The organism is Pseudomonadota bacterium (assembly GCA_026388215.1).
Classification (GTDB): domain Bacteria; phylum Desulfobacterota; class Syntrophorhabdia; order Syntrophorhabdales; family Syntrophorhabdaceae; genus JAPLKF01.
In genome coordinates, this window is the sequence record JAPLKF010000144.1 from 1 (window position 1) to 6,430 (window position 6,430).

Here is a 6,430-nt window from a genome sequence, read left to right on the forward strand (position 1 = left end):
TATCCTGGTCTTGCAATCTTTCTTACCGTTATGGGATACAACCTTTTCGGGGAGGGCTTGAGAGATATCTTTGACCCGAGAAGACGCTACCAGGTAAGGTAGAAAAGGGGGATATCCATAAAGCACCTCGCTTTAGCTATCGGCATTATATTTCTGGGTATTGGCCTGGCGTAGGGGTTAGAAACAGTGGTACAGGCACCAACATTCAGTCTCGAATCAGGGGATAACGAGAAAATATCCCTCGACCCCTCGAATCCTTGAACCCCAGCTCTATCGAACTTTCGCTTGACAACTTATTGAAATCGCAGGAGAATGGATAAATAGAAGATGGGGGATGATGAGAAAGACTGATATTTCAAAACCTGACCCCAAAAGTTTTTGTTTTCGGTAATCATTCCATGAAGGGGAAAATTTATTCAAAAGAGTTGGGGATTGATCTTAAATCGGGAAAAGAAGAAGAAATTTTTAAATGGTTTTTGGCTTGTTTGCTATTTGGAAGGCCAATTCAACAAGAGGTGGCCAAGAGAACCTATTTTGAATTTGAGAAAGAAGGGGTTTTGAGCCCAGGAAAAATTTTGGAAGCTGGCTGGAATAAATTGGTTGAAATTTTGGATAGAGGCCATTATGTGAGATACGATTTTTCGACGGCAACAAAATTGTTAGAGATTTCTGAAGAGCTGAAGCGAAGATACGGTTCTTTAGGTGAACTCTTAAGGCAATCAAAGAATCGGAGGGATTTAGAAACGAGGCTTCAGGAATTTAAGGGGATAGGGCCGGTGACAGTAAGGATATTCTTAAGAGAGCTCAAGAATTGGCAGAAAAATAAATCGAAATGATAGAGATAGACGGTTCAAAGAAATCAGGAAGCGGCACAGTTTTGCGTTATCCGCTTATACTTTCCTGCATTTTAAATAAGGACCTGCATATTTACAACATCCGCGCCAAAAGGAAAAAGACCGGACTACGGCCGCAACATCTTAAAACAGTAGAGGCATTTAAATTTCTGAGCGGCGCAACGGTCGAAGGCGCAAGCCTTAATTCAAAAGAGATAACATTTCACCCAGGAGGGAACCGCATAAAGTCCGGCGTGTTCAGTTGGGACATAGGGACTGCTGGCTCAACAACCATAATGGGTCTTGCACTGTTGCCTTTGGGATTCTTGGCTAGTGGTCCGTCTGTATACATAATCTCTGGCGGCCTCTTCCAGGATTTTGCGCCCAATGCCTTTCACACTGAGTATGTTTTGATGGAGCTGCTGAAAAGATTTTCACTCCATGCGGATTTAAAGGTAGTAAAACCAGGTTATGTGCCCACGGGGGGCGGGAGTATAGAAATTAAAGTAAAACCGGTGGAAAGAAAAATCACGCCTTTAAAACTGACAGAACAAGGCAAAATTACAAAAATTGAAGGAGTTTCACTTTCGTCCCATCTGAGTGAAAGAAAGGTTAGCGAAAGAATGGAATCCGCATGTAATAACGTATTGAACAAGAGAGGACTCAATGCAGATATAAAGATAATAAATGACAAGACAGCAAAACAGAAAGGAGCTGCGTTAGCAATATGGGCGCTGACCGACACCGACTGTATCATTGGTTCGGACATGGCTGGAAAAGTTGGAAGGACTTCGGAAGAGATCGGTAGGTGCGTGGCCAGGAATTTATTGGAAGACCTGGATAGCAGGGCAACTGTTGACAGGTTTATTGCAGACCAGATCATAATTTATGCAGCCTTAAGCAACGGCGAGAGCCAATACATATTCCCGAAGATTACTGAACATATAGAATCCAACCTCTGGCTGATTAAAGAGATTTTGGGAGTAGAGATTTCGATAGAAAGGAACCTCCTTAAAATTAAAGGCATTGGCGCTGGGAAGAAGTCTCCTTATATAACCTGAAAGGGACCCCAAAAATTTTCCGCAGGCAAATTTTAAGCCCGTAACAAAAATTACGGGCTTTTATTTTAGCGGGCCCCTGCCCGCCAATGCTTTGTGGCGGGCTGTCTTTGCTTGTTTCTTGTTTATATTGGGTTACTCTGGTTTTAGAGGTATAATAATTATTGATGGCAAAATGTAAACTCTGTAATAAAGATTCACCCCTGATTTCTTCCTGCCTAAGCCTTTGTGTTGATTGTATTCGCAATGATTTTAAATCCGCCTTACCTTATATTCAACGAACTCATGCCCAGGCACGCAAAGCTTTTAATTTACCACCTCAGATACCTCATGACCCAGATGGTAAAAGATGTAGCCGCTGTGTAAATGCCTGCCAGGTGGGGGCTGCGGCAAAAGGCTATTGTGGGCTACCTATTGACGCCAGGCTTGAGGCGTCCTTGATTTTTTATTATGATGCCTTACCGACAAATTGTGTGGCGGATTGGGTGTGTGCTGGTTCGGCTGATGTGGGATATAAGAATTTAGCAGTTTTTTATAATGCCTGTAGTTTTGATTGTTTATTCTGTCAGAACTGGAATTTTAAAGAAGCGGATTTAAGTAAAAAGATGTCTGCTCAAGATTTAGCCCGGAGAGTAGATGAGAGGACTGCCTGCATTTGCTATTTTGGCGGAGACCCCACACCGCAGCTTCCCCATAGTATTTTAGCCTCGCGCATTGCCGGGGATTTAAACAAAGCAAGGGCCTTAAGAATATGCTTAAGAGACTAATGGCTCATTGTCCAGTCAGTATTTGCAGAAGATGGTGAGAATTTCTCTTGAATCTGGCGGCTGTATAAAATTTGACCTTAAGGCCCGGACAGAGAGTCTGCATATTGCCTTATGCGGTAGCACCAATAGACAGACCTTAGAAAATATTAAGCTTTCCGCTAGCTTTATGGAGAAAAGGCTTGATCCTGCCTTAATTGTAGTAAGTACACTTTTGGTTCCTGGATACGTGGATTTATATGAGATAGAAAAAATTGCCGGATTCCTTGCTGATATAAATCCTGAGATTCCTTATAGCCTCCTGGCATTTCATCCCCACTTTTTGATGATTGACCTTCCGACTACTTCGGCCGCGCACGCCCAGAAAGCAAAAGAGGTCTGTCTTAAGACCGGCCTGAAAAATGTCAGGATTGGCAATGTCCATTTACTAAGTGAGCATATACAGTATAAAAAATGATTAGCCTTCCTTTTGACCCGATTAAAAGAGCTCAAGAGATAGAGACAATAGTAATGCAAGACACAAAGAGAAAATATCACCGTTTTAGACCAGCTCCTTATTATGGTGGCATTGCCACTGCGGATGCAGTAGGATGTTGTTTCTTGTGCGCATACTGCTGGAGTTATTTTCGGATACTTCAGCCTCAAAAACACGGTAAATTTTATAGCCCTGAAGCGGTAGGGGATAACCTGCTTAATATAGCCAAGAAAAAAGGATTCAAATATGTCCGCGTGACCGGTTGCGAGCCAATTTTGGGAGAACGTTCTTTAGAACACCTGGTTAAAATAATTGATAGAACGCTACAGACAAAGAAGGATTTGACTTTTATCCTGGAAACTAATGGCTTGCTTTTAGGTTTTTATCCTGATTTTATTGAACGCCTGGCAATTCCTCGGTTAAGTATAAGAGTAGCACTTAAAGGCTGGGACCCAGCCAGTTTTCAGGAAATCACCGGCGCAGAAAAAGATTATTTTGTATATCCTATCATCGGCATAAAGAAGATGCTCCAAAAAGGTCTGCATGCCTGGCCAGCAGTGATGTTCGATGTTTTTGGAGAAGAGGGCGTGAACAGCCTTAAAACCCAGATGCAAAAGCAGGGATTGAAATGCCGGATGGAAACAGAAGTACTTGAAAAATACCCTTATGTGATGGATAATATATATAAAAGAGGTTTGATTTTGAAACAATAAAGGGAGGTGAGGTAAAATGGCAAAGTTTTTGATGCTGGGAAAGTATTCTGTGGAAGGAATAAAAGGAATTACTGCTGAGCGCACCAAGAAAGTGGTCCAGACGATTGAGAAGGCTGGCGGTAAGGTGAATGCAATGTATGCATTGTTGGGGAATTATGACCTGGCGTTTGTGGTCGATTTTCCGGGAATTACCGAGGTGATGAAGGCCTCAGTGGCTGTCACCAAATTGACCAGTATTGGTTTTACTACTTCTCCTGCCATCAGCGTGGAGGAGTTTGACAGAATAGCGGGGTGACATACTCACGGGGTTGTCAGAAAACAAGCCACGGTCTCTATAACCGTCAGGTATCGACCTGATGAAACGGGAGGGAGAAAAGGCAGGTTGAAAGCTTGCCTTTTTATAAATATCTTTAGGTGCTGTGGGTGCTATGATAGCTGTAAGGCGCGTTGTTCGTGGCATGGCGGTGTATGCGGGTATTATTCATTAACCGGGAGAATGGTATGTTGCGATGGAACCTTAAGCCCTACCTGTACCTGTCGTTAAGATACACCCGAAACAGTCCATCCAAATAAGCCCGTTGAATATTTCGGAAAAGAAGCCTCAGAGTTCACCAAAAGAATGGTTGAGGGGAAAAGGGTGAAACTTGAATACGACTGGCAACGGCGAGATAAATACAGGAGGTTATTGGCCTATGTATATCTCGAAGATGGAACATTCCTCAACGCTGAGATTATTAAGCAGGGCTATGGTTTTGCATATATAAGATTCCCATTCAAATACCTTGATGAATTCAGGAAATATGAAAGGGAAGCAAGAGAAAGTAATAAAGGGTTGTGGGCTGATAAGCACTAAAAATCAATTGACATTATTAATCACGGGTATATACGGGTATATACTGTGATTTAGGGGGTGATGTTATGAAAAGGTTCAATGTAATACTTCTTATTGCGCTGATCGCAATACTTTTTATCGTAAGTAGTGCATTCACACAGGTATTTGTACCTGGCCATTATCGAAGTAATGGTACCTATATTCAACCTCATTACAGGAGTTCACCAGACGGCACCGTAACTAACAATTGGAGTTTCAAAAACAATATAAACCCATACACAGGTCAAGAAGGCCATAACTACAATAAACATAGTCCATCGAGTCCTTTTTATGATGGTTCTTCAAGCAGTTATAAATAGCGCTGATGCTTGAATAATCGTTTGTTGCAAGAAAGCCTTAGTTAAATTCTGCTGAGGCTTTTCTATTTTTTAACGACATATGAACCCTGATGACAGCCCCTATTACTCTATGGAATTTGTCGAAGAAGATGGGAAGCTTTATGTGCTGTTTTATAATGACAGGGATAAACTGGTTGCAAAGAGAGAAGTTCCTCAAACAAAGATACCCGATGATGTGTTGAGGAAAATGAGGGATAATTGAACAGGGGAGTAAGATGGAAAGGTTAGAAATTTTTTTAATCATTGGTATTTTAGCTTGTTTTATACTATGGCCTATATTCCATGCCTTAAGGGGAAGCTTCCCTGGAAGAAAAAAAGAATTGTATGTTTTGTTTATGATATTTTTTCCATTATTTGGAATACCGTATTATCTTCTTGTTGGTAGATATCACAGAAAGCCGAAACCGTAACAAGGCTAATTCACATTATTTACCCTGAGAGATAAGGGAAGACCCAGAAAAAGATTCAGGGTCAGCCCTTGACTTTGGACATTGATTGCCTAGAGTGAAAACATGGCGACGTTCTTTAGAAAGGAAATGATTATCCCTGAAGGAGTATATATCCTTTTTCTCGAACAATGCACTGTCCCCTCCTCACAGCATAACTGATGGCTGGCCCGTTCATTGCAAAAAGGATTGCAAGATATTCAAAAAGCAAACCTTGTGAATAGATTCCTGTACTCCTCATTTTAGGGGATTCATAAAACATCCACGCTTTTAACCGGTAATGAATAATTCGTTTAACCGGTGAAAAAACATTAGTTTTTTACAATAAACCGTAATAAATCCTTGATTTATAAAGATATTGTGCTATTATCTCTTGTAGATGCTTGTTCCTACAGGGGTTTACATAACAGGCAAAGGATATTTGCCTGTTAATTATATATATCACATATACCCAATGAGGTAGTAGGAATGAATAAGACAGAAATCATAGCAAAAGTGGCGGGAGAAATTAAGGTTTCAAAAGCAGCTGCAGCAAAGGCTTTCGCCGTGATCACGGGCTCTATTGAACAGGCAATGAGGAAGGGAGAAAAGGTAACATTTATAGGGTTCGGAACTTTCTCTGTTGTACAGAGGAAGGCAAGAAAGGGAAGAAACCCCCAGACCGGCAAAGAGATCAAGATTGCTGCAAAGAAGGTCCCTAAGTTTTCCGCAGGAGCGGCTTTAAAGGCAGCAGCAAATGGAAAAGCGGTGGCAGTAAAACCAAAAGTAAGGAAGGCATCTGCAAAACCGGCAGCTAAAAAACCGAAAAAGAAATAAATCAAGACCAGGCGGGCCTTTTGGCCCGCTTTCTTTTTCATAACGAGTGCCACATGAAAACTGGAAGTAATTTGTAAATGCGGTTGAGGACTTCT

The 6,430-nt window shown here is 41.6% G+C and carries 10 protein-coding genes and 1 pseudogene; all 11 read left to right on the top strand.

The window, feature by feature from the left end; translation table 11 throughout:
* Positions 1 to 398 precede the first annotated feature (398 nt).
* The 11 genes and pseudogenes from NTU69_08620 to NTU69_08670 all read left to right on the top strand — a co-directional run bounded on the left by NTU69_08620 (position 399) and on the right by NTU69_08670 (position 6,335).
* A complete protein-coding gene (locus NTU69_08620; GenBank protein MCX5803575.1) occupies positions 399 to 836 on the top strand; it encodes a DNA methylase in 438 nt (145 codons plus the stop codon).
* Positions 833 to 1,894, top strand: a complete 1,062-nt coding sequence (gene rtcA, locus NTU69_08625; protein MCX5803576.1) for an RNA 3'-terminal phosphate cyclase — start codon at positions 833 to 835, stop codon at positions 1,892 to 1,894. The genes NTU69_08620 and rtcA overlap by 4 nt, the downstream gene beginning before the upstream one ends.
* A gap of 164 nt (positions 1,895 to 2,058) precedes the next feature.
* A complete protein-coding gene (locus NTU69_08630; protein MCX5803577.1) occupies positions 2,059 to 2,658 on the top strand; it encodes a hypothetical protein in 600 nt (199 codons plus the stop codon).
* A 7-nt stretch (positions 2,659 to 2,665) separates the two neighbouring features.
* On the top strand, positions 2,666 to 3,112 hold the full coding sequence (locus tag NTU69_08635; GenBank protein ID MCX5803578.1) for a hypothetical protein: 447 nt from the start codon (positions 2,666 to 2,668) through the stop codon (positions 3,110 to 3,112).
* On the top strand, positions 3,109 to 3,843 hold the full coding sequence (locus tag NTU69_08640; GenBank protein ID MCX5803579.1) for a radical SAM protein: 735 nt from the start codon (positions 3,109 to 3,111) through the stop codon (positions 3,841 to 3,843). Before NTU69_08635 ends, NTU69_08640 begins: the two co-directional genes overlap by 4 nt.
* Positions 3,844 to 3,859: 16 nt before the next feature.
* Positions 3,860 to 4,138 (top strand): GYD domain-containing protein, encoded by a 279-nt coding sequence (locus NTU69_08645; GenBank protein MCX5803580.1) that lies wholly within the window; start codon positions 3,860 to 3,862, stop codon positions 4,136 to 4,138.
* 264 nt (positions 4,139 to 4,402) lie between these two features.
* Positions 4,403 to 4,696: pseudogene (locus NTU69_08650) on the top strand (thermonuclease family protein).
* Positions 4,697 to 4,761: 65 nt separating this feature from the next.
* A complete protein-coding gene (locus NTU69_08655; protein MCX5803581.1) occupies positions 4,762 to 5,034 on the top strand; it encodes a hypothetical protein in 273 nt (90 codons plus the stop codon).
* 109 nt (positions 5,035 to 5,143) lie between these two features.
* Complete coding sequence (locus NTU69_08660; GenBank protein ID MCX5803582.1) at positions 5,144 to 5,275, top strand: hypothetical protein; 132 nt, start codon at positions 5,144 to 5,146, stop codon at positions 5,273 to 5,275.
* Between the two features lie 13 nt (positions 5,276 to 5,288).
* The gene (locus NTU69_08665; protein MCX5803583.1) at positions 5,289 to 5,483 is read left to right on the top strand and encodes a hypothetical protein; all 195 of its coding nucleotides are present in this window, start codon (positions 5,289 to 5,291) and stop codon (positions 5,481 to 5,483) included.
* Positions 5,484 to 5,987: 504 nt separating this feature from the next.
* Positions 5,988 to 6,335 carry an HU family DNA-binding protein gene (locus NTU69_08670; GenBank protein ID MCX5803584.1) on the top strand — a complete coding sequence of 116 codons (348 nt, stop codon included), beginning with the start codon at positions 5,988 to 5,990 and terminating at the stop codon, positions 6,333 to 6,335.
* Positions 6,336 to 6,430: the final 95 nt, after the last annotated feature.